The following is a 24,362-nucleotide window of genomic DNA, read 5'->3' as shown; positions in this document are numbered from 1 at the left end:
GCCTCGTGCAACTGTTCAGGTTGATAGATGGAACGGGCGGGAGACCGGGCCGGATCACGGCGTCAAGCGCCAAGGACCCAACGGCTTCCCGCCCACTCCATCATGACAGGCTTCCAAGACACAGGGACCCAAAGCCACAGGGAGGAGTGTGGCGCGATATCGGGTTGTGAGTCTTCGCCAAACCTCATCCTGGGGTTATGGGTCCCGGGCTCGCGCTATGCGCGCCCCGGGACGACAGCGGTGGGTGCATCACCCCCGCTTCGCCCGGTCCTTCTCGTTCTGCGCCATGATGCTCTCGCGCGCGGTTTTCCAGTCGTCGTCGCTCCAGTCGCGGAGCTGGTAGAAATTGCCGCCCATCGCCAGCGCCTGCGCGCCGTCCATCGCGATGGTCTCGCCGCTGATCCAGTCGCAGCCGCCGGAGATCAGGAACACCGCGAGGTTCTGCAATTCCTCCATGGTGCCGACGCGGCCCATCGGGTTCATCGCCTTGGTGCGCGCGCCGGCTTCGTCGCCGGGCTTGATGCGCTTGCTCATGCCCTCGGTCGGGATCTCGCCCGGCGCGATCGTGTTGAGGCGGATGCCGTAGCGGCCCCATTCGGTCGCGAGCGACATCGTCATGGCGTGGATCGCCGACTTGCTCATCGCGGACGGCACCACGTAAGGCGAGCCGTTGCGCACCCAGGTCGTGGTGATGGAAACGACATTGCCGGGCTGCTTCAAGGCGATCCAGCGCTTGCCGACCGCATGGGTCACATAGAACGTGCCGTGCATCACGATGTTGGCGACGGCATCGAAGCCGCGGGGCGAGAGCTCTTCGCTGCGCGAGATGAAATTGCCGGCCGCGTTGTTGATGAGATCGGTGAGGGGAGCGTCACGAAAGATGGTCTCGATCATCTCTTCGACCGCGAGCGCGTTGCGGATGTCGACGCCGTGGCTGGTGACGCGGCCACCATACTCAGCCATCAGCTCGGTCGCGGTCTCGTCGCACACGATCTTGCGCCGGCCGCAGATGTGCACCTCTGCTCCAAGCTGGAGGAAGCGCGCCGCCATCGACTTGCCGAGCCCGGTGCCGCCACCGGTGACAAGGATGTTCCGGCCGGCCAGAAGATTTTCCTTGAACATGGCTGTTTCCTCCGCAGGCATTGTCAGTTAATTGGTCGATTGACTAAATCCGGCCGCCGGCTTCCTGTAAAGCGGCACTGAACAAGAACAGGGGAGAATTCATCCATGGAAGAGCGCGTCTCGATCTCGATCTCGGAAGGCGTCGCCGACGTGCGCCTGGTGCGCGCGGACAAGATGAATGCGCTCGATCAGGCGATGTTCGAAGCCCTTGTTGCCGCAACCGACCGGCTTTCGAAGGAAAAGGGCGTGCGTGTCGTCGTGCTCTCGGGCGAAGGCCGCGCCTTCTGCGCCGGTCTCGACATGGGGCGTTTTGCCGCCATGAAGGAGACAGGCGGCAACGGAATTCCGGGTGGCGAAAATCGCGATCTCACCAAACGTACGCATGGCCAGGCGAACTTTCCGCAACAGGCGGTATGGGGCTGGCGCCAGCTTCCGGTTCCCGTGATCGCGGCCGTGCACGGCGTCGCTTTCGGYGGTGGGTTCCAGCTCTCGCTCGGTGCCGACATGCGCTTTCTCTCACCGGATGCGCGGATGTCGGTGATGGAGATCAAATGGGGCCTCGTGCCCGACATGGCCGGCACGCCGATCCTGGCCTCGCTCGTGCGCGACGACATCCTGCGCGATCTCACCTACACCGGCCGCATCTTCTCCGCACAGGAGGCGATGAGCTACGGCCTCGCGACGCGCATCTGCGACGACCCGCGCGCCACGGCTCTCGAAGTCGCGCGCGAAATCGCCGGCAAGAGCCCCGATGCGATCCGCGCCGCCAAGCGCCTGCTCAACAATCTCTCGGTCGATCCGGGCCCGGCGCTGCTCGCCGAGTCGGTCGAGCAGCAGAAGCTGATCGGCAGTGCGAACCAGACCGAAGCGGTGCGCTCCAATCTGGAGAAGCGCGAGGCGAGGTATGTAGACTGACAGGCTCTCCGTCATGGCCGGGCAGAAGCGCGAAGCGCGTCTTCGCGCTAGATGTCCCGGCCATCCACGTTCTTGGTCAGAAGCGGCAAGCAAGAACGTGGATCACCGGGACAAGCCCGGTGATGACGACTAACTGGCAACGTCGCTAAACAACAAAGAAAAACAAAAATGAGCGAAACGTCCCCATTCCTCGGCATCGTCTCCGGCGAGCGCCGCCGCACCCATGCCGAAGTCGCCAACCGCGCTGATCGCATCGCGAGCGGCCTCGCCAAAATCGGCGTCAAGCAGGGCGATTGCGTCTGCATGCTGATGCGCAACGATATCGCCTTCCTCGAAGCCGCCTACGCCGCGATGCGGCTCGGGGCCTATGGCGTGCCGATCAACTGGCACTTCAAGCCGGAGGAGATCAACTACATCCTCGGGGATACCGGCACGTCCGTGCTGATTGGACATGCCGACATGCTGCACGCCCTGCGCGATGCCATTCCGAAAGGCGTCACCGTGCTCAGCGTGCCGACCCCGCTGGAGATCCTGTCCAACTACAAGATCGACCCCGATCACCTGAAGACGCCGGACTTCGCGATCGATTTCGAATCCTGGCTCGCACAGTACCCGCCCTACGACGGCCCGGTCGTGCCGCAGCCCATGAACATGATCTACACGTCAGGGACGACCGGCCATCCAAAGGGCGTGCGGCGCAATGCGCCCACGCCGGAACAGGCGGCGGCCGGCGAGCGCATGCGTGCGATGATCTATGGGCTCAAGCCCGGCGCCCGCGCGATCCTGCCGGGCCCGCTCTATCACTCCGCGCCGAACTCGTTCGGCATCCGCGCCGGCAAGCTCGGCGGCGCACTGGTGCTGATGCCACGGTTCGAGGCCGAAGAATTTCTGGACCTGATCGAACGATACAAGATCGACACCATCTTCATGGTCCCGACCATGTTCATTCGCCTGATGAAGCTGCCTGAGGCGGTGCGCAGGAAGTATGATGTCTCCTCGCTCCGCCACATCATCCACGCCGCCGCGCCATGTCCGGCCGACGTCAAGCGCGCGATGATCGAGTGGTGGGGGCCGGTGATCTACGAATTCTACGGCTCGACTGAATCCAGCGCCGTCACCTTCGCGACCCCCGAGGATGCGCTCAAAAAGCCCGGCACCGTCGGCAGGATTTCGCCGGGCGCCGAGCTGCGCTTCATCGGCGACGACGGCCGCGTGCTGGGCGTGGGCGAGATCGGCGAGATCTATTCCCGCATGGCCGAAATGGCTGACTTCACTTACCACAACAAGCCGGAGAAGCGCGCCGAGATCGACCGCGACGGCTTCATCACCTCCGGCGACGTCGGCTATATCGACGAGGACGGCTACGTCTTCATCTGCGACCGCAAGCGCGACATGGTGATCTCAGGCGGCGTCAACATCTATCCGGCCGAGATCGAATCCGTGCTCCACGCCGTGCCCGGCGTGCATGATTGCGCCGTGTTCGGCATCCCCGATGCCGAGTTCGGCGAGGCGCTGATGGCGGTGGTCGAGCCGCAACCAGGTGTCACGCTCGATGCCGGCGATATCCGCACCCGGCTCAAGGGCTCGCTCGCCGACTACAAGGTGCCCAAGCACATCGAGATCCGCACGAGCCTGCCGCGCGAAGACTCCGGAAAAATATTCAAGCGCCGCCTGCGTGATCCCTATTGGGAGCAGGCGGGGCGGAAGATTTGAAAGCCTTGTAGCCCGGATGGAGCGAAGCGCAATCCGGGGCGGTGCTCGCGTCAGAAAGACCCCGGATTTCGCTTCGCTCCATCCGGGCTACGAACACAGGAACGAATGATCATGACCGACGCCGCAAACGAAGTCCTCTATGAGGTCGCCGACCACATCGCGGTGATCACGCTGAATGCGCCGGAGCGCATGAACACGATCTCCGGCCCGATGCTGAACGATCTGGCGCGGCTGCTGACCGAGGCCAATGAGGACCGCAACGTCCGGGTCGTGATCCTCACCGGCAAGGGGCGGGCATTCTGCGCCGGCCTCGATTTGCGCAAGGAGCGCGACGGCAATGGCCTCAGCGCCGCGTCTTCGCCGACCACGATCAATCTGCGCAACACGCCGCCGACCGTGCTTCAGGCGATGGACAAGCCGACCATCTGCGCCGTCAACGGCGGCGCCGCTGGTTACGGCATGGACACCGCGCTCGGCTGCGATATCCGCATCATGGCGGAGTCCTCGAAGCTTGCGGCGGCCTTCGTCAAGCGCGGCGTCGTGCCGGAATCCGGCGGCACCTGGCTGCTGCCTCGGATGCTCGGCTGGGCCAAGGCTTCCGAGCTGATCTTCACCGGCCGGACGCTCAGCGCCCGCGAGTGTCTGGAATGGGGCCTCGCCAACGAGGTCGTGCCGGATGCCGACTTGATGGGCCGCGCCCGCGCCATCGCCCGCGAAATCGCAGCCAACGCGCCGCTCGCGGTGCAGGCCTCCAAGCGCATGATGCGGATGGGCCTCAACGAGAACTTCTCCGATCACGTTCACCACGTCTACCTCCAGCTTCTGCCGCTGTTCAAGACACAGGACATGGCCGAGGGCATGAAGGCGTTCATGGAGAAGCGTGAGCCGAAGTTCGAGGGGCGGTAGGCGCCGCCTGATCGCGCACGCTGGAGTAGCAATCAGTAATCGGCTCGGCTAGGTTGACGTTCCCACGCCAACCGCTTGCGATCGCCGATGCCCTCATACCGCGCCAGCTTCTTCGAAGTTCCTCATGCGGCCCTTTACGCGCTAATGACGGTGACCGTCCTGGCGTCGGGATTCTGCTTCATCCAGGCAGGCAGTCCGGCGGCGCCGGCAGAGTTGCTGTATCGCTATGGCGGCATGTATTCGGGCGCAATCGCGCGGCATGAGTACTGGCGCCTGCTCGCCTATGGCTTCCTGCATGTCAACTTCGTCCACCTCACCATGAACATGTTGTGCCTCGTGCTGTGGGGCGGACATCTCGAGCGGCGAGTGGGACCGGCCTATTTCCTCATCATCTATCTCTGCGCGATGGTGTTCGGCGCCGTCATCGGCAATGGCATCCATTCCACGCCCTATTTGACCGTCGGCGCGTCCGGCGCCACGTCGGGCATTTTGGGTGCGCTGCTCTGCCTGTGGATCCTCGGCAAGCTCGACGTCAGGTTCGACTTCTTCGCCATCAACATCGGATTGAACATCGCGTTTGCGCTCGGCAATTCGCGGATCGACTGGGGCGTCCATCTCGGCGGCTTTGCGGCCGGATTGATCGCCTGCGCATTGCTGGACCTCATCGAGAAGGCGAATCCTTACGCGCTTCGTTGCAAATTTCCCGAAGCCGTGAAGGTCAATCTCACTCTGTTGGCCTGTGTTGCTGCTGCGTGGGCTTGGAGCGGTCAGGCCATCGCCGCCGGGATTTCCGGATGGGGCCTGGCCATCGTTGTCGTGGTCGCATGCTGTGCGGTCGTGAAGGTGGTTGATCTCGTCCTCTCCATGAAGAAGGGTCTTGCGATCGTCGTGGTCGCCCTGGCTGGAGCGAATGCTGTCACCGTCCTGCTGTGCGGTTTGGCTCTGGCATCTTCTTGCAGTCCGCGCTGGCCAACCGGGTCCGCTCCACTCGATAATCTTCTCGTCATATTCTGTCCCAATCCTGTTCTGATCTCGGGGCTGGCCGCGATCGGTGCCGCCGCGGTGACGCTGTGGCTCTGCGCAAGGGAAATTTCGCGCGGGATCGAGGATGTCGGATTTGTCGGCACATCGCTGCGTGCCGAACGCAGCCGGCGTCATGGACTATGACCGCGGAGGTCGTGCTATAAGAGGGCTCATTGACCCCGGATCATCCCAAGGTTCCTAAATCTAATGGCCCCCGTTTCCATTCTGCTCAACGTGATCTGGATTCTCATCGGCGGTGCCTGGATGGCAYTCGGCTGGCTGGTGGCTTCCGTCATCATGGCCATTACCATCATCGGCCTTCCCTGGGCGCGGGCGGCGTTCAACATCGCGGTCTACGCCCTGCTGCCGTTCGGCTCGCGCGCGGTCAACCGCGACGAGGTCACCGGTATGGGCGATATCGGCACCGGCCCGCTCGGGGTGATCGGGAACATTATCTGGTTCGTGCTGGCCGGCTGGTGGCTGGCACTCGGCCACGTGCTGACAGCCGTGATCTTCGCCGTCACCATCATCGGCATTCCCTTTGCCTGGGCCCATCTGAAGCTCGCGGGGATCGCGCTCTGGCCGATCGGCAAGGTGATCGTGCCGGCCTAGCCGCAAGGAGTGATCGCCCCTTTCAGTGTGCGCCGCCCCCAACTTCATCTTGCGCTGCGGCAAAAAACTTGCACACTCGGCGGAGCCGGGCAGCGAAGCGAGCTCGAACAAGGAAGCGAGCCATGTCCCTCCAGACCGTGCCACCCGACGCCATCGACAACCGCGCGAACCGCGCTGAGGACGCCCAGGCGCTGGAGGCAGATGCGCGGCTGCGTGACGACATCCGCCTGCTCGGGCGTATCCTGGGCGACACCGTGCGCGACCAGGAAGGTGCTGAGTTGTTCGACCTGGTCGAGCGCATTCGCCAGACCTCGATCCGGTTCCACCGCGACGAGGACCGGCTCGCCCGTCGCGAGCTCGAGCAGATCCTCGACAGCATGTCGACCTCCGAGACGGTGCGGATCGTCCGCGYCTTCAGCTATTTCTCCCACCTCGCCAACATCGCCGAGGACCAGAACAACATTCGCCAGATGYGCGCCCGCAGTGCCGCCCAGAGCTCTGGTTCCGGCGTGCTGGCGGAGACGCTGGCCCATGCCAGGGACGCCGGGATCAGCTCCGATGTGCTGCGCAATTTCTTCAAGACCGCGCTGGTCAGCCCGGTCCTGACCGCGCACCCGACCGAGGTCCGCCGCAAGAGCACCATGGACCGCGAGATGGAGGTCGCCAGCCTGCTGGACCGCCGCGAGCGTGTAGCGCTCACCGCGGACGAGGCCGCTGCCAGCGACGAGCAGCTTCGCCGCGAGGTGCTGACGCTGTGGCAGACCAATCTCTTGCGCCGGACCAAGCTCACCGTGCTCGACGAGGTCGCCAACGGCCTGTCGTTCTACGATTACACCTTCCTGCGCGAGGTGCCGCGGCTGGTCAACGTGCTCGAAGACCGACTGGAGGAGGCTGGCGAGGCGGCTGCAAGCGAGCTCGCCTCGTTCCTGCGCATGGGCAGCTGGATCGGCGGCGACCGCGACGGCAATCCCTTCGTCACCGCCGACGTGATGCGCGGGACGCTGCGGCTGCAGTCGAGCCGGGTGATGCAATTCTATCTCAACGAGCTGCATGTGCTCGGCTCGGAGCTGTCGATCGCGGCGCACCTCGCCGACGTCTCCGAGGAGCTGCGGACGCTGGCGGAACGCTCGCCCGACACCTCGCCGCACCGGAGCGGCGAGCCTTATCGTCTCGCGGTCTCCGGCATCTATGCGCGCCTGACGGCGACGGCCGAAAAGCTCGAGGTCGAGATCACGCGCCGGCCGGTCGGCAAGGGCAGGCCCTACGAGACCGTCAGGGAGCTGCAGGCCGATCTCGATGTGCTGCACCGTTCGCTGATCTCCAACAATGCCCGCGTCATCGCCCGCGGCCGGCTGCGGCTGCTGCGGCGTGCGGTGGATTGCTTCGGCTTCCATCTGGCGCGGCTCGACATCCGCCAGAATTCTGCTGTGCACGAACGTACCATCGCCGAGCTGATGGACGCCGCCAATCCCGGCATGTCCTATCTCGCGCTGGGCGAGGACGCGCGCATCTCGCTGCTCACCAATGAATTGCGCAGCACGCGCTCGCTGGTCTCGCCATTCGTCAAATACAGCGACGAGACCATGGGCGAGCTCAACGTCTTCCATTCCGCCGCGGAGGCGCATGCGAAGTTCGGCTCGGACGCCATTCCCCAATGCATCATCTCGATGTGCAAGGGCATGTCCGACATGCTCGAGGTGGCCGTGCTGCTCAAGGAGGTCGGCCTCGTTCATCCCTCCGGGCGCAGCGCCATCAACATTGTGCCGCTGTTCGAAACCATCGAGGATTTGCAGGCCTCCAGCGCCATCATGGATCGCATGCTGTCGCTGCACGATTACCGCCGCCTCGTCGACAGCCGCGGCAGCGTGCAGGAGGTCATGCTCGGCTATTCCGACTCGAACAAGGATGGCGGCTTCGTCACCTCGGGCTGGGAGCTCTACAAGGCCGAAATCGGCCTCGTCGACGTGTTCGAGCGCCACAGCGTGCGACTGCGCCTGTTCCACGGTCGCGGCGGCTCGGTCGGCCGCGGCGGCGGCCCGAGCTATGACGCCATCATCGCCCAGCCCGGCGGCGCGGTGAACGGGCAGATCCGCATCACCGAGCAGGGCGAGATCATCTCGTCGAAATATTCCAACGCCGAAGTCGGCCGCAACAATCTGGAGATCCTCGCTGCCGCGACGCTGGAGGCGAGCCTGCTGCATCCGCGCCAGAGCGCGCCGCGCCGCGAATATCTCACCGCGATGGACGAGCTTTCAAATTTGGCTTTCAAGGCCTATCGCGGCCTCGTCTACGAGACCGACGGTTTCGTCGATTACTTCTGGGCCTCCACCGTCATCAACGAGATCGCGACGCTGAACATCGGCAGCCGTCCCGCCTCGCGCAAGAAGACTCGGGCGATCGAGGATCTGCGCGCCATTCCGTGGGTGTTCTCCTGGGCGCAGTGCCGCCTGATGCTGCCCGGCTGGTACGGCTTTGGCAGCGCGGTCGAGCAGTGGATCGCGGAGCATCCCGACAAGGGCATGCCGTTCCTGAAGGAGCTCTACAGGGAATGGCCGTTCTTCCGCATGCTGCTGTCGAACATGGACATGGTGCTGGCGAAAAGCTCGATCGCGATCGCCTCGCGCTATGCCGAGCTCGTGCCGGACGAAGCCTTGCGCGAAAAAATCTTCGRCCGGATCCGCCGCGAATGGCATTCCTGCATCGAGACGCTGCTCGACATCATGGGCCAGGACCGGCTGCTCCAGGGCAACCCGCTGCTGGAGCGCTCGGTGCGCCACCGCTTCCCCTATCTCGATCCGCTCAACCACGTGCAGGTCGAGCTGCTCAAGGAGCATCGCGCGCAGAACCCGGACGAGCAGGTGCTGCGCGGGATTCAGCTCACGATCAACGGCATTTCGGCCGGATTGCGGAATACGGGGTAGTAGGGCGAGTAGCGAACAGAAGGCGTGCCGCTGCCGACTATTCGCTACTCACCATTCGCTATTCGTTGATGTTCACGGCTTTAGTGCGCCCTGCACACCGGTGTACACAGCATAGAGCGATGTCGAGCCACAGATATAGAGTCTGTTTCGCTGCTGCCCGCCGAAGCTCAGGTTGGCGACGGTTTCCGGGATGTGAATTTTGCCAAGCAGTTGGCCGTTGGCCGTATAGCAGCGCACGCCGTCTTCGTTCGGATCGCCCCAGCCCACCGAACACCAGACCCGTCCTTCGGTGTCACAGCGGACGCCGTCGGTGATGCTTGGCTTTGGCATCTCGGCGAAGACCTTGCTGTTCGACACTTTCCCCGCCGCCACGTCGAGGTCGAACACGCGGATATGCGATGGGTTGTCCGGTCCGTCCGTGAACCCGGTCTCGCAGATGTAGAGCTTCTTCTCGTCGGGCGAGATGGTGATCCCGTTGGGCTCCACAAAATCGTCGATGACGACCTTGACGTCGCCGGTTTTCGGGTCGACGCGGTAGACGTTCTTCTTCTCCTGCTCGGGGTCGGCCTTGATGCCCTCATAGAAGCCACCGATGCCGTAGGCCGGATCGGTGAACCAGATCGCGCCATCGGCGGTAACGACCGCATCGTTCGGCGAGTTCAGTCGTTTGCCATTGAATTTGTCGGCAATAATGGTGATCGAGCCGTCGAGTTCGGTGCGCGTCACACGCCGCCCGCTATGCTCGCACGTGATCAGGCGTCCTTCGCGATCGATCGTGTTGCCGTTCGAGTTCATCGAGGGTTGACGGTAGACGCTGGTATGACCGTCATCCTCCGAGAAGCGCATGATGCGATTGTTGGGGATGTCGCTGAACAGCAGATATCGTCCGGCTGCAAAATACACGGGACCTTCGGCCCATCGGAAGCCGGTTGCAACACGCTCGACCGCCATGGTGCCGGCGAAGGCCGGGAAGTCGGCAGGCCCGAACGTTGGCGGCCCCTTCTTCGCGGATTCCAGACGGGAGTCCGGGTAGCGGCTGCCGGGAAGCGGTCCCAAGGGCAACGGGGCCGTCGATATCGTCGGAGTGCCGGTCTGGCCGAACGGCGTGACGGAGGCCGCCAGGGCTGCGTTCATGGTGACGCCCGTCGCGGCTACTGCAGCCGCCGCGCCCTTCAAGAGGGTGCGGCGCCCGAGGCAAGGCTCGTCAGTATCGGCAGAATTGGTCAGTGATTTTGTCATAGTCGCCTCCCGTTTTTTGTTGGAAGGAAACCATTCGCCCGCAATCGGGCGTAATGCGGGCGATCTCCGGCCGGACAACCGGAGATCGCAATGCAACAATAGCTGGGAGAACGGCTAGACGGGATCCCAGGGGAAGATGTCGGCCGAACGGTCGAGCTTGTAGAACGAGCCCTTCAGTGCCGGCATGCCGTGTTCCGCGATCGTTTGCGGCGTCCAGCCCTCGCTGCGATGAACCGAGCGCWGCGGGCGGTTCTGGCTGAACAGGAACAGCTCGTTCATGCGTGCGCCGAAGATCTGCCCGGAGACGTCCTTGGCGGCATCGGAGAGCAGATAGGCGCAGATCGGCGCGATCTTCTCCGGTCCCATTTGCTTGATCTTCTCGACGCGCGCCTTCTCGGCTTCGGTCTCGGTCGGGATGGTGCCGATCATGCGGGTCCAGGCGAACGGCGAGACGCAGTTGGAGCGGACGTTGAAGCGGCCCATGTCGAGCGCGATCGACTTTGACAGGCCGATGATGCCGAGCTTGGCCGCGGCGTAGTTGGCTTGGCCAAAATTGCCGATCAGGCCGGAGGTCGAGGTGAAGTGCACGAAGGAGCCGCTCTCCTGCTCGCGAAAGATCCGCGCCGCGGCGTGGCTGACGTAGAACGAGCCCATCAGGTGAACCTTGATGACGGCCTCGAACGCTTCCACGCTCATCTTGTGGAAGATCATGTCACGCAAGATGCCGGCATTGTTGACGACGCCGTCGAGCTTGCCGAAATGATCGGTCGCGGTCTTCACGATCTTGCTGGCGGGGACAGCCTCCGCCACCGACTCGAAATTGGGCACCGCGATGCCGCCGCGCTTCTTGATCTCGTCGACCACCTCCTCGGCGGGCGAAGCGCTGGAACCGGCGCCGTCGGCGGCAACACCGGGGTCGTTGACGACGACCTTGGCGCCCTCCGCCGCGCAGAGCAGCGCGATCTCGCGCCCGATGCCGCGGCCCGCGCCGGTGACGATGATGACCTTGTCTTGAAGTGATTTGCTCATGTGGGTTCTCCGCTAGCCGTTCCAATTTCCGCCGTCATTCCGGGATGCGCCGCAAGGCGCAGGCCCGGAATCCATACTCCCGATCGTGGTTATGGATTCCGGGCTCGTCGCTGACGCGACGCCCCGGAATGACAGTCGTTACCTCTCGTTCGTAAACACGATCGTGCCTGATGCCGCGAACATGCCGCCGACGCCGTGGCACACCGAAATCTTCGCATTCGGCACCTGGGCCGGGGCAATCCCGCGCATCTGGCGTACGCTCTCCTGGAGTGCGTACATGCCGTACATGCCCGAATGCATGTAGGACAGGCCGCCACCATTGGTGTTGAGCGGCAGCTTGCCGCCGGGGCGCGTGTTGCCATCCGCGATGAATTGGCCGGTTTCCTCGTGCGGCATGAAGCCGAGGTCGCCAAGGCCGAACAGCGGCAGATGCGCAAACGCATCGTAGATCATGAGATGGTCGACATCCCGGTGCGCGATGCCGGCTTCCTTAAAGGCGAGGGGGCCGGCAGTCTTGAACGCGCGCGAGGAGTTGAACGTTTCCATCTGGCTGACCATCGGCGTCTCCACGCTCTCGCCGGTGCCCATGATGTAGACGGGCTTCCTCGGAAAATCCTTGGCGCGGTCGGCCGAGGTCAGGATCAGCGCGCCGCCGCCGTCAGTGACGAGGCAGCACTGGAGCAGCCGGAACGGATAGGCGATCATGCGCGAGTTGAGGACATCAGCGACCGTGATCGGGTCCTTCATCATCGCGCGGGGATTTTTGGCCGCCCATTCCCGCTGCACCACCGCCACCGAGGCGAGCTGCTCATGCGTGATGCCGTAGGTCTTCATGAAGCGCAGCACGGGGATCGGGAACATGCTGGGTGGCCCGTAGATGCCGTAGGGCGCCTCGAACTGTCCTTGCAGGCTGTCGGCGGGGATCGAGCGCGGCGCCTTGCCGATCATCGACTTGCCGCTCTCGGCATGGGTGATCAGCACGGTCTTGCAGAGACCGGCCTCGATCGCCGCGGCGGCATGGCGAACATGCAGCATGAAGGAGCAGCCGCCGACCGAGGTGCCGTCCACCCAGGTAGGCTTGATGCCGAGATAATGGCAGACCTGCTGCGGCGTTTCGACCGCGGTGGCAAAGCCGTCGATGTCGGAGAGTTTCAGCCCGGCATCCGCGATGGCGTTGAGCGCCGCATCCGCGTGGAGCTGGAGCTGCGACATATTGGGGATGACACCGAGCTCGGTGGTCTCGGCCGCGCCGACGACGGCAACCTGGTTGCTGCGCATGGCCTATCCCTTCGCCGGACGGAACACGGGGAGGGTGATCTTGTCGTCGAGCGCCTGGAAGGCGACTTCGAGCTTCATGTCGAGCTCCAGCGCCTCCGGCGTCTGCGGACAGTCGATGATGTTGCTCATCATCCGCGGTCCTTCGGCAAGCTCGACCACCGCGATCGCATAAGGCGGTGTGAAGCCGGGAGCGGCGGGACGATGATTGATCACGTAGCTGTAGAGGAAACCGTTGCCACTCGCCTTGAAGATGCTGACCTTGCGCGAGGCGCAGGACGGGCAGAACGGGCGCGGCGGGAAATAGACATGCGCGCAGGCGTCGCAGCGCTGCAAACGCAATTCGCCCGCTTTCGTGCCGTCCCAGAAATGCTGGGTCTCCGGCGTCGGTTTCGGGCGCGCGCGCTGCGGTTCGGCCATGTCGGAAAACCCTCCCAAAGGCAATTCTTGCTAATGCCTGGGCTTCACGCCTGGCTGTTTCGATCTTGATGCGACAATCGACCATCGCGCGTCAACGGTCCAGCAATGCGCATGCATGCCATCATGCGCACAATGCTTGTGTCGAACCGAGGCGGCGCTATAGATTGCGCGCGCAATATTCCGTGAGACAGACATGCCCGATTTTCCGACACTGGCGAAACTCGCCGACGACCTCGAAAGCGGCCGCACGACCTCCCGCAAGCTGGTCGAGGCATGCCTCGCCAGGATCGCCGACCCGGCCGGCGAGGGCCAACGCACATTCATCCACGTCGACAAGGACGCCGCGCTCGCAACCGCGGATGCGATGGACGGCTTGCGCAAGGCCAAGGCGGCGCCGTCGCGCTATGCCGGTATCCCGGTCTCGATCAAGGATCTCTTCGACATCAAGGGCCAGGTCACGCGCGCCGGCTCCCGCGCGCTCGACGATTCTGCGCCGGCCGATCAGGACGCCGCGACGGTGGCGCGGCTGCGCAAGGCCGGCTTCGTCGTGATCGGGCGGACCAACATGACCGAGTTCGCCTATTCCGGCATCGGCATCAATCCGCATTACGGCACGCCGAAGGGCGCCTGGAACCGAGCCGAGGGACACGTGCCCGGCGGCTCGTCCTCGGGCGCCGCGGTGTCCGTGCTCGACGGCATGGCGCATGGCGCGCTCGGCACCGACACCGGCGGCTCCTGCCGGATTCCGGCCGCCTTCAACGGCATCGTCGGCTACAAGCCGACGCAGCGCCGCGTGCCGCTGGACGGCTCCGTGCCGCTGTCCTTCTCGCTCGACAGCATCGGGCCGCTGGCGCGGTCGGTCAGCTGCTGTGCCATTCTCGATGCCGTGCTCGCGAACGAGCCGATCGTCCCGCTGAAGCCGCGGCCGGTAAAGGGCATGCGGCTCGCAGTGCCGACCACGATTGCGCTCGACGATCTCGATGCGGACGTGGCCTCGACGTTCGAGCGCGCGCTCAAGAGCCTCGCCGATCACGGTGCGATCATCGAGCGGATCGAGATGGCCGAATTTCACGACATCGGCCCGATGAACGCCAAGGGCGGCTTTGCGGCGTCCGAAAGCTATGCCTGGCATCGCTACCTCATTACGGCCAAGGGCGACGTCTACGACCCCAGGGTCTCCGTGCGCATCATGCGCGGCGAGGCGCAGAGCGCTGCCGATTACATCGATCTCCTCAACGAGCGCCGCTCGCTGATCGTGCGCGTCAATGCGCGCGTCGCGCCCTATGACGCGCTGGTGCTGCCCACCACCGCCAACACGCCGCCGAAGATTTCCGATCTCGCCGATGACAAGGCGTTCACCAGGGAAAACCTGCGGGCGCTGCGCAATTGCACCCTCATCAACATGATCGACGGCTGCGCCATCTCGCTGCCCGCGCATCGCGAGGGTGACGTTCCTGTCGGCCTGATGCTGGCGGGCGCGGGCGGATCTGACCGTCGTATTTTCGAGCTTGCTGCCGGCATGGAGGCCGTAATTCGTGTTTGACCTGACTTTCACCGTTGACGCCCAGGACACCACCACGCCGCTGACATTGGCGATCGACCAGATGGTCATTGCGGGCTGGACCGGCCGCGATCCCGTCGCGCGCGACAAGCACATCGCCGAGCTGCAAGAGATGGGCATCGCCCCGCCGGCCTCGACGCCGATCTACTACCGCGCCTCGGCGCGCCGGCTGACCCAGGAAGACGGCATCGAATGCTGTGGCGGCGATTCCTCCGGCGAGGTCGAATTCGTGCTGATCGGCTGGCAGGGCCGCATCTTCGTCGGCTGCGGCTCCGACCATACCGACCGCAAGGTCGAGGCCTACAACGTCACGGTCTCCAAGCAGATGTGCGACAAGCCGGTCGCATCCACGCTCTGGGAGCTCGAGGACGTCATCGGTCATTGGGACAGGATGATCCTGCGCTCCTACGCCACCATCAAGGGCGAGCGCGTGCTCTACCAGGAGGGCACGCTGGACGCGATGCTGCCGGTCGCCGACCTCATCGCGCGCGGCTTTGAGGGTGGCAAGTTCCCCGACGGCTGCGCCATGTTCGGCGGCACCTTTGCTGCCAAGGGCGGCATCCGCCCGGCGGACCGGTTCGAGTTCGAGCTCGAGGATCCGGTGCTGAAACGGACGATCAAGCACGGGTACGACGTGACGACGCTGCCGGTGCGAGGCTGATACCCCTCCGCCGTCATTGCGAGGAGCCCTTGCGACGAAGCAATCCAGGATCCCTCTGCGGAAAGACTCTGGATTGCTTCGCTGCGCTCGCAATGACGAGGAGATAGTCGGGAATCGGGTGGCAAAGGGCGGGCCGGTCTTGCGAAGGTGGCAGTCATGACAGCAACGGCACGCAAATCACCCCCTAAGCCCTCAGTCGACCTCGCCACCCACGTCGACGCCCTCGACTGGCCTCAAATCACCGTCGAGCTCGATGCCCAGGGCAGCGCCGTCCTGAAGGATCTGCTGACGCCGGACCAATGCCGCGCCATCGCCGCGCTCTATCCCGATGATGCGGGCTTCCGCAGCCGCATCGTCATGGGCCGCCACGGGTTTGGCCGTGGCGAGTACAAATATTTCTCCTACCCGCTGCCCGATCTGATCGCGGAGCTCCGCCCGGCGCTCTATGCGCATCTTCAGGGCGTTGCCAATCGTTGGAACGAGGCGATGGGGATCGACATCCGTTATCCAGCCGCGCATGCGGCGTTCCTCAAGCGCTGCCACGAGGCAGGCCAGGCGCGGCCGACGCCGCTGCTGCTGCAGTACGAGACCGGCGATTTCAACTGCCTGCACCAGGATCTCTATGGCGAGCACGTGTTTCCGCTCCAGGTCGCGATCCTCTTGTCCGAGCCGGGACGCGATTTTACCGGCGGTGAGTTCGTGCTGACCGAGCAGCGCCCGCGCATGCAGTCGCGCGCCGAGGTCGTGCCGCTGGCGCAGGGCGACGCTGTGGCCTTTGCCGTGCATCACCGCCCGGTGCAGGGGACACGCGGCACCTACCGCGTTAATCTCCGCCATGGCGTCAGCCGGATCAGGTCCGGCCAGCGTCATACGCTGGGTGTGATCTTCCATGATGCCAAATGAGCGCTGCGATTGACGGGTGATCTGTTCGACACGGCCGCCGAGGCACAGCCGTCGCGTGAGGAGATCGCCGACGGCGCCGTGTTGCTGCGCGGATTCGTCAGGCCGATCGAGAGCGAGCTGATCGCCGCCGTGCGCGCGATCGTGGCGCAGTCGCCGTTCCGCCGCATGACCACGCCCGGCGGCCACCTGATGTCGGTGGCGATGACCAATTGCGGCGAGCGCGGCTGGATCACCGATCACACCGGCTATCGCTATGATCCGATCGATCCGCGAACCGGCGCGCCATGGCCCCAGATGCCGACGGTGCTTCGCGACCTGGCTCGAGGCGCGGCGGAGCAGGGCGGGTTCACCGACTTTGCGCCCGACGCCTGCCTCGTCAATCGCTACGAACCCGGCACGCGGCTGTCGCTGCATCAGGACAAGGACGAGCTGGACTATTCGGCCCCGATCGTCTCGGTCTCGCTCGGGCTGCCCGCGACCTTCCTGTTTGGCGGCCTGGCGCGCAGCGACAAGTCACGCCGCTTCCGGCTCGTCCATGGCGACGTCGTGGTCTGGGGCGGGCCGAGCCGACTCGCCTATCACGGCGTCGCGCCGCTCGCCGATGGCGAGCACGCCCTGCTCGGGCGGCAGCGGATCAATCTGACGTTCCGCAGGACGCGGTGAATCAAGCAGAGTGCTTGCTCGCAGGAAATCGGCTAGACTTGGGGCTACCCGAGTACGAAAGTCGAGGGGCCCATGCAGCAAATACCGGGATGGCTGAGCACGGCGCTGATCGGTGCTGTGATTGCAGCCTTGGGGTATGTCTCGAAGCTTGCGATCGAAAGTGCTCTTCAATGGAGGGCGGCCCGTACTGCGCGGCGCGCTCAGCTTGTTCACCTGCTATCCCTGCTGCTGGCGACGAGGAAGGCCTTCATTATACAGAACGCGCTGGCACGGCGGCTCTGCGACGAAATCACTCGTGCTCATCCGGAGCTAGATGGGTCGTATGACAACGTTCTTGCCCACGGATATCTCTCTTTGGACGACCGACAGAAGTTAGAGCATGGCGTCATCCGCAATTATACGAGCAACTGTTTGTACCCACTGAACTTGCAAATCATCGATTGGCTTTCGAAGGACGATTATTTCAAAGGCGGAGGCAGACAACAACAGGCCAAAGAGCTCTCAGTAAGATTGCAGACGCTTTTTGCTCATTTGGTATTGTGGCGCGCCAAGTACGAGTTTTGGATACCTTCCAGGCCGGAGCGCGCCATCGTATACATGGCTGACGAGGATGCTCACGGCATAAGTTTTCCCACCGGTATCGAGGACCTGATTTCTCGCGTGGCCGATGACATGATCGGCTCGCCGGGCGAGGCGGCGACTGGGAAGAGCCCGTGAGAAGCTCTACGGCTTCGGCGGATGAATGAACGCCCACGGGCTGACTTCCGAATCCCGCGTCACTTCCACCGAAATCAGATATGGCCCGTCATGGGCCAGCGCCTTTTCCATCGCCGCCTTGAACTGGTCCGGCGCGGTGACACGCGCGGCCGCCACACCAAAGGACTCCGCGAGCTTGACGAAATCCGGATTGACCAGATCGGACGCGACCACGCGGCCGTTAAAGCGCTCGCGCTGGTCGCGGCGGACATTGCCATAGGCGTTGTTGTTGAACACCAGCGTCACCACGCCGATGTTGAACTGCACGGCGGTGGCAAGCTCCTGCACGCCGAACATGAAGCCGCCGTCGCCGGTGATCGCCACCACGGGCTTGTCGGGATTGGCCACCTTGGCACCAAGCGCGGTCGGGAAGCCCGAGCCGAGCGTTCCCTGATAGCCTGACGTGATGAAGGTGCGCGGCTCGTAGATCGGAAAGCCGTACCAGGACGCGAAACCGAACTGCGACAATTCGTCGGTGACAATCGCGTTCGCCGGCAGCACCTCGCGCAGGATGTTGAGATAGGCCATCTGCGGCTGGATGCTCTGGATCTCTGCCAGCGCGGTCGCGGTGGCCTCGCGGATCGCGGCGCGGCGGCCGGCGGTCTTGCCGTAGCCGGCCTTGCTGACCGCTTGGATCAGATCGGCGGTCGCGGTCTTGGCATCGGCGACGATGGCGGTGTCGGAGATGAAGCGCCGCATCTCGACGGGATCGATGTCGATGCGGATGCTCTTCAATCCGTCGGGACGATACGGCCAGCGCGACATGGTTGGCAGCTCCAGCCGCGAGCCGATGCCGATCATGAGATCGGTCTTCGGCCATAGCTTGTAGGCGGCAGCCATCGTGAGCCCCAGCTCATGCGCGTTGGAGACGATGCCGCGCCCGCTGCGGAAGGCGACGACGGGTGCATCGATCATCTCGGCGAGCTCGAGGATTTCGTCGCGCGCCTCGATCGCGCCGCTGCCGACAAAGATCATCGGCGCCTTGCTGCTCCTGATCACCGCGGCCGCCTGGGTGATCAGATCAGGATCGGGCAGTGGCGCGGGCAGCGGCTCCAGCACCTTCGCGGCACAGGTGTCCGCGCGCTGGGTGAAGACGTCCCAGGGCATCTCGACCGAGGCGGGGCCGCGACGGCCGGACGTCATTTCCTGGAAGGCGCGCGACACGGTGGTCGGCGCGTTGCCGGGCGTTTCAATCCGATCCGCCCACTTCACATAGGTGCGCAAGGTCGCGAGCTGGTCCGGCATCTCGTGCAGATGGCCGCGGCCCTTGCCGAGAAATTGCGTCGGCACCTGGCCGGTGACGCACAGCACCGGCTCGTTGCAGCCGTAGGCGGTCAGCAGCGCCGCACTCGCGTTGAGCACGCCGGGGCCGGGCACCACGCTGAACACACCGGGCTTGCCGCTGGAGCGCGCATAGCCGAACGCCATGTAGCCGCAGGCCTGCTCGTGCCGCGCGCCGATCACCTTGAGCTGGGCCTGGTGGAAGGCGTCGAACAGGCCGTAGACCTGCGCGCCGGGCAGGCCGAACACGGTGTCGACGCCGTGGGCGACAAGGCCGCTTACGATCGCTTCGCCGCCGGTGAGGGTGGTCATTGCACTATTCCATTTCGATTGTTGTCAGGCTTCGTCGACGACGCCATTCCGTAGCATGCCGATGCCTTCGGCTTCGACCTCGATGACATCGCCGGGCGTCAGATAGCGCGGCGGATCGAACCGCGCACCGGCACCTGTCGGCGTGCCCGTCACAATGATGTCACCGGGGACCAGCGTCGCGAAGGTCGAGATATAGCTGATGAGATAGCGGAACGGGAACATCAGCCGGCTGGTCCGGTCCTCCTGCCTGAGCTCGCCGTTGACATGCGTGGTCAGACGAATGTCGGCGATCTGCGATTCCCGCGTGTAGGGCACGAGCCACGGGCCGAGGCTGCCGCTGGAATCAAAATTCTTGCCCTGCGTGACATTGAACTTGGCGTGGCGCAGCCAGTCGCGCACCGAGCCTTCGTTGCAGAGCGTGAGCGCCGCGATGTGGTCGAGCGCGGCACTTTCCGCGATGTGCCGGCCGGCCTTGCCGATCACAAGCACGATCTCGCCTTCGTAGTCGAGCTGCGCTGACGCGCGCGGGCGCACCAGCGGCGTCTCGTGGCCGACGAAGGAGCGGGGCGAGCGCATGAACATGCTCGGATATTTCGGCGCCTCCTGGCCGTCCTTGTACTCGGCATTGCGGTCGGGATAGTTGACGCCGATGCAGATGATCTTTTCCGGCGCGGGCACGGGCGGCAGCCAGGTGATGTCGCCGAGCGCATGGTCTGGCGTCAGGCTGGCTGCCTCCTCGGCAAGGCCCACGAGCTTTCCGGCGGCGATCACTTCGCGCAGCGTCGGATAGTCTTTTGCGTGGCGTGCGGAGAGATCGACGATGCCGCCCTCAAGGACGGCGCCGTACTTGGTTTCACCCTTGACGGAATAGGTGGCGAGGCGAGGGAGCTTCATTGGTGACTCTTCACTTCCTGTCGTCCCGGCGAACGCCGGGACCCATACCGCGGAATCTATCGATTGGATGAGGTAGGAGTACCGAACAACGGGTCTTCACCAAACTCCTCCCTGTGGTTATGGGTCCCTGCTCCCGTGCGCAATTGCGCACTAGGCAGGGACGACGAAGAGAGAGGCTTTGCCTGTCATCGGCATTAATCCGCCACCAGCACGTCGGCGACGAACTTCGGCTCACGCACGGCCTGCCCGCTGAACGGCGAGCCCTGCTCGAACCAGGACCGCGGCGCCGGCGCGCCCCACAGCGTCTGGCGGCGCGGATCGCGCAGCGACCAGCGCAGCGGCTCGTGGTCGTGATCGCCGGTGAAGTAGTCGCTGGTGTAGAGTTCGAGGCGGTGCCCGTCGGGGTCGCGCACGTAGAGGAAGAACGCATTCGAGATGCCGTGGCGTCCCGGGCCGCGCTCGATGTTCTTGACGAAGCCTTGCGAGGCCATCACGTCGCAGAGATGGATGATGTTCATCGCCGTCGGCGTCCAGTAGGCGAAGTGGTGCAGGCGAGGGCCCTTGCCGTTGGTGATGGCGAAGTCGTGGACATTGCCCTTGCGATGCATCCAGGCAGCCGCAATGCGCCCGTTCGGTCCGTCCTCCTCGGCATATTCGGTGAGGCGGAAGCCGAGCCGCGCGTAGAACTCGACGGTGTCCTGCACCTCGGCGGCGAAGACGTTGAAATGATCGAGCCGCTGTGGATGGCATCCCCTGTAGAGATCGTAGCGGCGAAGCAGATGCGGGCGCCGGTCCATCGCGGCGTAGAGCTCGATCTGGAAGCCGAAGGGGTCGGTGAATTGCAGCGTGCGGCCCTGGAAGGGCTGGTCGACGAAGGCGTAAGAGAGACCGTTCTCCGAAAGGAAGGAGGCGGCCTTGTCGAGGTCTTTGTCGTTGCCGACTTTGAAGCCGAGCCGGGCGCAGGCGGGCACCGCCGCCTTGCGCAGCACCAGCGAGTGATGCTGGTGCTCCTCGGCTGCGCGCAGATAGACGACCTTGTCGTCGGCATCCTCGACATGCAGGCCGACGGTGGTCTCGTAGAATTCGCGGCTGAGCTTCAGGTCAGTCACGTCGAGCACGACGTGGCTGGAGCGGATGATGTTGAACGGCGGTTCGAAGATGTGTTGCGGTACGGGCATCGGCGTTTCCCCTCGGTCTTCTGTCATTCCGGGGCGGCTCGCAGAGCCGAGCCCGGAATCCATCGCGCAGCAGAGTTGGTGGATGAATGGATTCCGGGCTCGCGCTCCGCGCGCCCCGGAATGACAATCAAATTCCCAGTTTCTGAATCTTGTGCGTGCCCCGCGCCAGCGAGACGTGCTTGGTTTCCATGTAGAAGTCGAACGAGTAGTCGCCGCCATCGCGGCCGATGCCTGAGGCCTTCATGCCGCCGAACGGCGTCGGCAGATGGCGGACGTTTTCCGAGTTCAGCCAGATCATGCCGGCCTCCAGCGCGTCGGCAACGCGCAGTGCGCGGCCGACGTCGTTGGTCCAGACATAGCCGGTCAGGCCGTAGCGGGTGTCGTTAGCGATCTCGATGGCGTCGGCCTCGTCCTTGAAGGGCAGCACGGTGAGGAAGGGGCCGAACACTTCCTCTTGCGCCACGCGCATCTTGCCGGTTGCGCCGGTCACCAGTGTCGGCTCGACGTAATGTCCGCCGCCCGGGCCGTCATAGGCCTTGCCGCCGACTGCGATCGTCGCGCCGTCCTGCCGCGCGACGTCGAAATAGGAGCACACTTTGGCCAGGTGCCGCTCGTGGATCAGCGGCCCGATCTCGGTGGCGGGATCGAGCGGATGGCCGACCTTGAGTGCCTTCACGCGCGCGGTCAGCTTCTCGATGAATGTCTCGGCAATGTCTTGCTGGATCAGCAGACGGCTCGACGACGTGCAGCGCTCGCCGTTGAGCGAGTAGATCATGAACACGACGGCATCGAGCGCGCGGTCGAGATCGGCGTCGTCGAACACGATCACCGGGTTCTTGCCGCCGAGCTCGAAATGCACGCGCTTCAAGGTCGGCGCGCCCTGAACCATGATCGCCGATCCCGTCGCGCTCTCGCCGACGAAGCCGATCGCCTTGATCGCGGGATGCTCGGTCAGGGCCTTGCCGGCCTCCTCGCCAAAACCGTGCACGGTGTTGAGCACGCCGTCGGGAACGCCGGCTTCCTTGACGAGCCTTGCCAGAACGGCGGCCGTCACCGGCGACCATTCGGCCGGCTTGTGCACGACGGTGCAGCCCGCGGCCAGTGCCGGCGCGATCTTCCAGGTCGAGAGCATGAACGGCGTGTTCCACGGCGTGATCACGCCGACCGGGCCGATCGGCACGCGGGTCGAGACGTTCCAGTGCTCGTCGCTCGGCGTGTTCTGGCCATCGCGCGCCTCGGCGCATTTGTCGGCGAAGAAGCGAAAATTCTCGGCGGCGCGGATCGCGGCCTTGGCCATGAAGCGATAGGCTTGGCCGGTGTCGATGCATTCGAGCACCGCGATGTCTTCGGCATTGTCCTCGATCGCGTCGGCGACGCGGTGCAGCAGCTTCTTCCGCATCGCCGGTCCCATGTCGCGCCAGGACTTGAAGGCCAGCGCAGCGGCGGTGGCTGCGGCGTCGATGTCCTCGGCGTTGCCGCGTGCGAYGCTCGCGAGCGTGGCGCCATCGACCGGCGACTTCGTCTCGAATGTCTCACCGGAGATCGAGGCGACGATCTTGCCGTCGATCATGTGGCCGATGCCGTCGGCCCGCAGCTTCTTCAGCAGCGGTGCTGCGCGGTCGCGATTGGCCTGGAACACATCGGCTTTCGGCGTGGGCTTATCCATGGGCAGCCTCCACTTTCAGGGCGTCGTGGATGTTGTTGCGCTTCCAGCTGGTGTCCTTGTCGTTGATCTGCATGTCGAACGACAGGGCGAACTTGCTGGCGGCGAAGACGGGATCGAGATGTTTTGAAAGCGCCTGGAAGACGTGCTCGCCGGCTTTCTGACGCGTGGGAAGGTCGCGGCCTTCGCCGATGCGCAGGACCATGTCGAGAAAGCTGTAGTCCTGCCGCGCGTCCGCGATCGCGTAGTGCTCGCACCTGACAGCGCGGACGCGGATGCCGCCGAGCGGGAAGATGCCGGTCTCGACTGCCGCCTTCCGCACCACCTCGCAGACGGCGCCGATGTCGAGGCGGCCGTCGAGATTGGCCGAATATTCGATGGTGAAATGCGGCATCGCGGTTTCACTCCCTGTTTTTTTGTTCGTCTAAGCGAAGTAGCAGCTCACCGAGCCGTAGGCGCCATAATCGGCCTGAATTGTGTCGCCCTTGCGGGTCTCGATCGGACGGATGAAGGAGCCGGCGAGCACGACCTGCCCGGGCTCGAGCGCAAGGCCGAGCGGCGCGATCTTGTTGGCGAGCCAGGCCACCGCAGTCGCGGGATGATTGAGCACGCCGGCGGCAAGGCCCGTCTCCTCGAGCTGGCCGTTCCTGAAGCAGAGCGCGCCGATCCAGCGCAGGTCGGCGTCCAGCGGGCGGATCGGCCGTCCGCCGAGCACGATGCCGGCATTCGCCGCGTTGTCGGCGATGGTGTCAAAAATCTTTCGCGTCGCCTTGGTCTTGGGATCGACGCGCTCGATGCGCGTGTCCAGGATTTCCAGCGCCGGCACGACGAAGTCGGTGGCGTTGAGCACGTCGAACATCGTGCAGTCCGGCCCCGCGAGGCGCTTGCTCATGACGAAGGCGAGCTCGGCCTCGACGCGCGTGGCGATGAAGCGCTCGGTCGGGACAAGGCCGCCATCGGCAAAGAACATGTCGTCGAGCAGCACGCCTGAATCCGGCTCGTCGATATTGAGCGCGCTCTGCATCGCCTTCGAGGTCAAGCCGATCTTGTGGCCTTTGACGGTGCGGCCCTCCGCGAGCTTGAGGTCGACCCAGGCCTTTTGAATCGCGTAGGCGTCAGCGATGGTAATGCCTGGAAAATCCTGCGAGAGCTGCCGGATCTGGGTGCGGGTCTTCTCCGCCTGATGCAGACGGTTCGCGCAAGCTTGGATATCGTCGTTGGAAAGCGCCATCTGTGATCTTACAAATCGTGGTGCCCGGAGATACTTAACATGTTAAGTGAATGCGTCAAACACAATTTGGGTTTGCTGCACTGC

The 24,362-nt window shown here is 64.3% G+C and carries 22 protein-coding genes; 11 read left to right on the top strand and 11 right to left on the bottom strand.

Annotation, left to right across the window (positions count from 1 at the left end; all coding sequences use genetic code 11):
• Window positions 1–249: 249 nt before the first annotated feature.
• The gene (locus AB4Z51_RS12760; protein ID WP_063986558.1) at window positions 250–1,122 is read right to left on the bottom strand and encodes an SDR family oxidoreductase; all 873 of its coding nucleotides are present in this window, start codon (window positions 1,120–1,122) and stop codon (window positions 250–252) included.
• A 105-nt stretch (window positions 1,123–1,227) separates the two neighbouring features.
• On the opposite strand from AB4Z51_RS12760, the gene AB4Z51_RS12755 reads away from it, so the two are divergent.
• The 6 genes from AB4Z51_RS12755 (at window position 1,228) to ppc (ending at window position 9,212) form a co-directional block, all read left to right on the top strand.
• Window positions 1,228–2,037 carry a crotonase/enoyl-CoA hydratase family protein gene (locus AB4Z51_RS12755; RefSeq protein ID WP_085403925.1) on the top strand — a complete coding sequence of 270 codons (810 nt, stop codon included), beginning with the start codon at window positions 1,228–1,230 and terminating at the stop codon, window positions 2,035–2,037.
• A gap of 168 nt (window positions 2,038–2,205) precedes the next feature.
• Complete coding sequence (locus AB4Z51_RS12750; RefSeq protein ID WP_085403924.1) at window positions 2,206–3,750, top strand: acyl-CoA synthetase; 1,545 nt, start codon at window positions 2,206–2,208, stop codon at window positions 3,748–3,750.
• A gap of 111 nt (window positions 3,751–3,861) precedes the next feature.
• Window positions 3,862–4,656: an enoyl-CoA hydratase/isomerase family protein gene (locus AB4Z51_RS12745; RefSeq protein WP_085403971.1), complete on the top strand. Its 795-nt coding sequence runs from the start codon at window positions 3,862–3,864 to the stop codon at window positions 4,654–4,656.
• Between the two features lie 87 nt (window positions 4,657–4,743).
• Window positions 4,744–5,823 (top strand): rhomboid family intramembrane serine protease, encoded by a 1,080-nt coding sequence (locus AB4Z51_RS12740; RefSeq protein WP_085403923.1) that lies wholly within the window; start codon window positions 4,744–4,746, stop codon window positions 5,821–5,823.
• 63 nt (window positions 5,824–5,886) lie between these two features.
• Window positions 5,887–6,291 carry a YccF domain-containing protein gene (locus tag AB4Z51_RS12735; RefSeq protein WP_441497497.1) on the top strand — a complete coding sequence of 135 codons (405 nt, stop codon included), beginning with the start codon at window positions 5,887–5,889 and terminating at the stop codon, window positions 6,289–6,291.
• A 122-nt stretch (window positions 6,292–6,413) separates the two neighbouring features.
• Window positions 6,414–9,212, top strand: coding sequence for a phosphoenolpyruvate carboxylase (gene ppc / locus AB4Z51_RS12730; RefSeq protein ID WP_441497496.1), 2,799 nt, complete (start codon window positions 6,414–6,416; stop codon window positions 9,210–9,212).
• Between the two features lie 72 nt (window positions 9,213–9,284).
• On the opposite strand, the gene AB4Z51_RS12725 is transcribed toward ppc, so the two are convergent.
• The 4 genes from AB4Z51_RS12725 to AB4Z51_RS12710 all read right to left on the bottom strand — a co-directional run bounded on the left by AB4Z51_RS12725 (window position 9,285) and on the right by AB4Z51_RS12710 (window position 13,175).
• Window positions 9,285–10,451, bottom strand: coding sequence for an SMP-30/gluconolactonase/LRE family protein (locus AB4Z51_RS12725; protein WP_085403921.1), 1,167 nt, complete (start codon window positions 10,449–10,451; stop codon window positions 9,285–9,287).
• A 114-nt stretch (window positions 10,452–10,565) separates the two neighbouring features.
• Window positions 10,566–11,480, bottom strand: coding sequence for an SDR family oxidoreductase (locus AB4Z51_RS12720; RefSeq protein ID WP_441497495.1), 915 nt, complete (start codon window positions 11,478–11,480; stop codon window positions 10,566–10,568).
• Window positions 11,481–11,618: 138 nt separating this feature from the next.
• Window positions 11,619–12,758 carry a thiolase C-terminal domain-containing protein gene (locus tag AB4Z51_RS12715; RefSeq protein ID WP_085403919.1) on the bottom strand — a complete coding sequence of 380 codons (1,140 nt, stop codon included), beginning with the start codon at window positions 12,756–12,758 and terminating at the stop codon, window positions 11,619–11,621.
• A 3-nt stretch (window positions 12,759–12,761) separates the two neighbouring features.
• Window positions 12,762–13,175, bottom strand: coding sequence for a Zn-ribbon domain-containing OB-fold protein (locus AB4Z51_RS12710; protein ID WP_085403918.1), 414 nt, complete (start codon window positions 13,173–13,175; stop codon window positions 12,762–12,764).
• 193 nt (window positions 13,176–13,368) lie between these two features.
• Here AB4Z51_RS12710 and AB4Z51_RS12705 point away from each other — a divergent pair, with 193 nt between their 5' ends.
• The 5 genes from AB4Z51_RS12705 to AB4Z51_RS12685 all read left to right on the top strand — a co-directional run bounded on the left by AB4Z51_RS12705 (window position 13,369) and on the right by AB4Z51_RS12685 (window position 17,680).
• Window positions 13,369–14,718, top strand: a complete 1,350-nt coding sequence (locus tag AB4Z51_RS12705; protein ID WP_085403917.1) for an amidase — start codon at window positions 13,369–13,371, stop codon at window positions 14,716–14,718.
• Complete coding sequence (locus AB4Z51_RS12700; protein ID WP_085403916.1) at window positions 14,711–15,397, top strand: DUF2848 domain-containing protein; 687 nt, start codon at window positions 14,711–14,713, stop codon at window positions 15,395–15,397. The genes AB4Z51_RS12705 and AB4Z51_RS12700 overlap by 8 nt, the downstream gene beginning before the upstream one ends.
• 156 nt (window positions 15,398–15,553) lie before the next feature.
• Entirely contained in the window at window positions 15,554–16,300 is a 747-nt protein-coding gene (locus AB4Z51_RS12695) for a 2OG-Fe(II) oxygenase (protein WP_085403915.1), read from the top strand.
• 9 nt (window positions 16,301–16,309) lie between these two features.
• The gene (gene alkB, locus AB4Z51_RS12690; RefSeq protein ID WP_085403914.1) at window positions 16,310–16,963 is read left to right on the top strand and encodes a DNA oxidative demethylase AlkB; all 654 of its coding nucleotides are present in this window, start codon (window positions 16,310–16,312) and stop codon (window positions 16,961–16,963) included.
• A gap of 72 nt (window positions 16,964–17,035) precedes the next feature.
• Entirely contained in the window at window positions 17,036–17,680 is a 645-nt protein-coding gene (locus AB4Z51_RS12685) for a hypothetical protein (RefSeq protein WP_028146918.1), read from the top strand.
• Between the two features lie 6 nt (window positions 17,681–17,686).
• Here AB4Z51_RS12685 and AB4Z51_RS12680 read toward each other — a convergent pair whose 3' ends face one another.
• The 6 genes from AB4Z51_RS12680 to hpaH form a co-directional block, all read right to left on the bottom strand.
• Window positions 17,687–19,312: a thiamine pyrophosphate-dependent enzyme gene (locus AB4Z51_RS12680; protein ID WP_085403913.1), complete on the bottom strand. Its 1,626-nt coding sequence runs from the start codon at window positions 19,310–19,312 to the stop codon at window positions 17,687–17,689.
• A 24-nt stretch (window positions 19,313–19,336) separates the two neighbouring features.
• The gene (locus tag AB4Z51_RS12675; RefSeq protein WP_085403912.1) at window positions 19,337–20,206 is read right to left on the bottom strand and encodes a fumarylacetoacetate hydrolase family protein; all 870 of its coding nucleotides are present in this window, start codon (window positions 20,204–20,206) and stop codon (window positions 19,337–19,339) included.
• Between the two features lie 194 nt (window positions 20,207–20,400).
• Window positions 20,401–21,384: a 3,4-dihydroxyphenylacetate 2,3-dioxygenase gene (gene hpaD, locus AB4Z51_RS12670; protein ID WP_085403911.1), complete on the bottom strand. Its 984-nt coding sequence runs from the start codon at window positions 21,382–21,384 to the stop codon at window positions 20,401–20,403.
• Between the two features lie 127 nt (window positions 21,385–21,511).
• Window positions 21,512–23,050 (bottom strand): 5-carboxymethyl-2-hydroxymuconate semialdehyde dehydrogenase, encoded by a 1,539-nt coding sequence (gene hpaE, locus AB4Z51_RS12665; protein WP_441497494.1) that lies wholly within the window; start codon window positions 23,048–23,050, stop codon window positions 21,512–21,514.
• The gene (locus tag AB4Z51_RS12660; RefSeq protein WP_085403909.1) at window positions 23,043–23,441 is read right to left on the bottom strand and encodes a 5-carboxymethyl-2-hydroxymuconate Delta-isomerase; all 399 of its coding nucleotides are present in this window, start codon (window positions 23,439–23,441) and stop codon (window positions 23,043–23,045) included. The genes hpaE and AB4Z51_RS12660 overlap by 8 nt, the downstream gene beginning before the upstream one ends.
• Before the next feature lie 30 nt (window positions 23,442–23,471).
• The gene (hpaH, locus tag AB4Z51_RS12655; RefSeq protein ID WP_085403908.1) at window positions 23,472–24,278 is read right to left on the bottom strand and encodes a 2-oxo-hept-4-ene-1,7-dioate hydratase; all 807 of its coding nucleotides are present in this window, start codon (window positions 24,276–24,278) and stop codon (window positions 23,472–23,474) included.
• Window positions 24,279–24,362 lie beyond the last annotated feature (84 nt).

Source organism: Bradyrhizobium sp. 2TAF36 (genome assembly GCF_052114925.1).
GTDB classification, from domain to species: Bacteria; Pseudomonadota; Alphaproteobacteria; order Rhizobiales; family Xanthobacteraceae; genus Bradyrhizobium; species Bradyrhizobium barranii.
The sequence above is the reverse complement of the archived record's forward strand: the minus strand, read 5'-3'. Positions and strand labels throughout refer to the sequence as shown.

Excerpts from the sequence above, each read along its gene's own strand:
- AB4Z51_RS12750 (WP_085403924.1), top strand. The coding sequence starts at position 2,206 with ATGAGCGAAACGTCCCCATTCCTCGGCATCGTCTCCGGCGAGCGCCGC.
- AB4Z51_RS12725 (WP_085403921.1), bottom strand. The coding sequence starts at position 10,451 with ATGACAAAATCACTGACCAATTCTGCCGATACTGACGAGCCTTGCCTC.
- AB4Z51_RS12695 (WP_085403915.1), top strand. The coding sequence starts at position 15,554 with ATGACAGCAACGGCACGCAAATCACCCCCTAAGCCCTCAGTCGACCTC.
- AB4Z51_RS12710 (WP_085403918.1), bottom strand. The coding sequence starts at position 13,175 with ATGGCCGAACCGCAGCGCGCGCGCCCGAAACCGACGCCGGAGACCCAG.
- hpaH (WP_085403908.1), bottom strand. The coding sequence starts at position 24,278 with ATGGCGCTTTCCAACGACGATATCCAAGCTTGCGCGAACCGTCTGCAT.
- AB4Z51_RS12680 (WP_085403913.1), bottom strand. The coding sequence starts at position 19,312 with ATGACCACCCTCACCGGCGGCGAAGCGATCGTAAGCGGCCTTGTCGCC.
- AB4Z51_RS12760 (WP_063986558.1), bottom strand. The coding sequence starts at position 1,122 with ATGTTCAAGGAAAATCTTCTGGCCGGCCGGAACATCCTTGTCACCGGT.
- hpaD (WP_085403911.1), bottom strand. The coding sequence starts at position 21,384 with ATGCCCGTACCGCAACACATCTTCGAACCGCCGTTCAACATCATCCGC.
- AB4Z51_RS12705 (WP_085403917.1), top strand. The coding sequence starts at position 13,369 with ATGCCCGATTTTCCGACACTGGCGAAACTCGCCGACGACCTCGAAAGC.
- AB4Z51_RS12745 (WP_085403971.1), top strand. The coding sequence starts at position 3,862 with ATGACCGACGCCGCAAACGAAGTCCTCTATGAGGTCGCCGACCACATC.
- AB4Z51_RS12740 (WP_085403923.1), top strand. The coding sequence starts at position 4,744 with ATGCCCTCATACCGCGCCAGCTTCTTCGAAGTTCCTCATGCGGCCCTT.
- AB4Z51_RS12660 (WP_085403909.1), bottom strand. The coding sequence starts at position 23,441 with ATGCCGCATTTCACCATCGAATATTCGGCCAATCTCGACGGCCGCCTC.
- AB4Z51_RS12675 (WP_085403912.1), bottom strand. The coding sequence starts at position 20,206 with ATGAAGCTCCCTCGCCTCGCCACCTATTCCGTCAAGGGTGAAACCAAG.
- AB4Z51_RS12715 (WP_085403919.1), bottom strand. The coding sequence starts at position 12,758 with ATGCGCAGCAACCAGGTTGCCGTCGTCGGCGCGGCCGAGACCACCGAG.
- AB4Z51_RS12685 (WP_028146918.1), top strand. The coding sequence starts at position 17,036 with ATGCAGCAAATACCGGGATGGCTGAGCACGGCGCTGATCGGTGCTGTG.